This window comes from Aquabacterium sp. UBA2148 (genome assembly GCF_002328915.1).
Taxonomy (GTDB): domain Bacteria; phylum Pseudomonadota; class Gammaproteobacteria; order Burkholderiales; family Burkholderiaceae_C; genus Aquabacterium; species Aquabacterium parvum.
Genome location: NZ_DCXA01000225.1, coordinates 3,575 through 4,846 on the forward strand (window position 1 = coordinate 3,575; position 1,272 = coordinate 4,846).

At 69.2% G+C, this 1,272-nt stretch carries 1 protein-coding gene; it reads right to left on the reverse strand.

Annotated features, from left to right (window positions below; all coding sequences use genetic code 11):
• Positions 1-847 (reverse strand): lipase family protein (locus B2W70_RS12790; RefSeq protein WP_286746204.1); only part of this gene is annotated, 847 nt, incomplete at its 3' end.
• Positions 848-1,272 lie beyond the last annotated feature (425 nt).

Sequence of the window (1,272 nt, forward strand, 5' to 3'; positions counted from 1 at the left end):
TGGCGTTGACCAGTGCGGCGGGGTTCACCTCGGGGTAGGCGTTGGCCAGCGCCGCCACAGCGCCGAAGTACACGCCTGCGAACAGCGTGCCGTCCACCTTGCGGGCCACGTTGCCCAGGTCCACCGGCACGCCACCAGCGGCCACGCCCTTGATGTTGAGTTCGGGCGCGTAGGTGCGGTAGAGCTCGTTGGCCCAGGTCGAAGCGATGGATCCGCCCGAGTAGCCGGTGATGACGGTGGGCGTCGAAGGGCCATCCAGGCCCGCCTGCTGGAAGCGCTGCGCTGCGCGGATGCCGTCGAGCACGCCCTGGCCAGAGATCAGCCCCGTGGTCCAGAAGGAGCCCAGGCCCTCGTAGTCGGGTGACATCACGACCAGGCCTTTTTTCAGGGCGCCGGCGATCAGCGCCTGCTCCAGCGCCGTGCCTCGCACGAAGGAATAGGACGGCGCGCAACGCAGCGTGAGCGCGTCGTAAGCCACGTTGTAGGCCATCAGCTGGCGACCGGTGGCGGGTGCGTTGGTGGGCACGAGCACGGTGCCGACCATGGCCACGGGCTGGCCGCGGTGGTCGGTGGTGCGGTACATCAGCTGCCAGGCCTGGCCCTTGATAGGGAAGAGGTAGTAGGCCTTGGCCGTGACCTCGCGGACGCGCAGCACGGTGCCGGGCTCGAGCGACGAGAGCTCGCCCGATGCCGGAGAGGTGTAGAACGGGTCTTGCTGGGGCGACAGTGGGGGCGTTGGCGGGGCCGGGAAGGCCGCCGGGGTGTCGTAGGCGGCCTGCGCAGCGGCGCCCCACAGGGCGAGGCAGCAGCCCAGTGCGCTCATGAGGTGGCGAACGGGTCTCTTCATGGTTGTTTGCTTTCAGAAAGGTGGGAGGGGTCTTCCGCCTGGGGGCGGTGAGGGCATCCTCCCGGTTGGCGCCAGCTGCGTATTGCTTGCGGGCGCGAAAGCGGTGTGCCAACGCGCAGGCTGCGGGTTAGACCCGGTGCACCGTGCGGGTGCACGCTCTAAAGGGCCTCAGGGTTCCCCCGCTGCGGTCGTTTTTCACCCTGGCCCCACCCAAGCCCGGGTGCGCGGGGCACGAACGCAAGACAAACCCGGTCGCATCGGCGAAAATGGAAGGTTATGAGTCAAGCCGCTTCTTCCGCCCTGCCGTCCTTCTTCAGCGATGCCCGCGATGTCACCGCGGGTGACGACACCCGCCGCGCCACGGACGCCCAGCTCTTTGCCCACGCCGCCCTGGCGGTCGAGGCCGCTGCGGGCCTGCCCGTGGG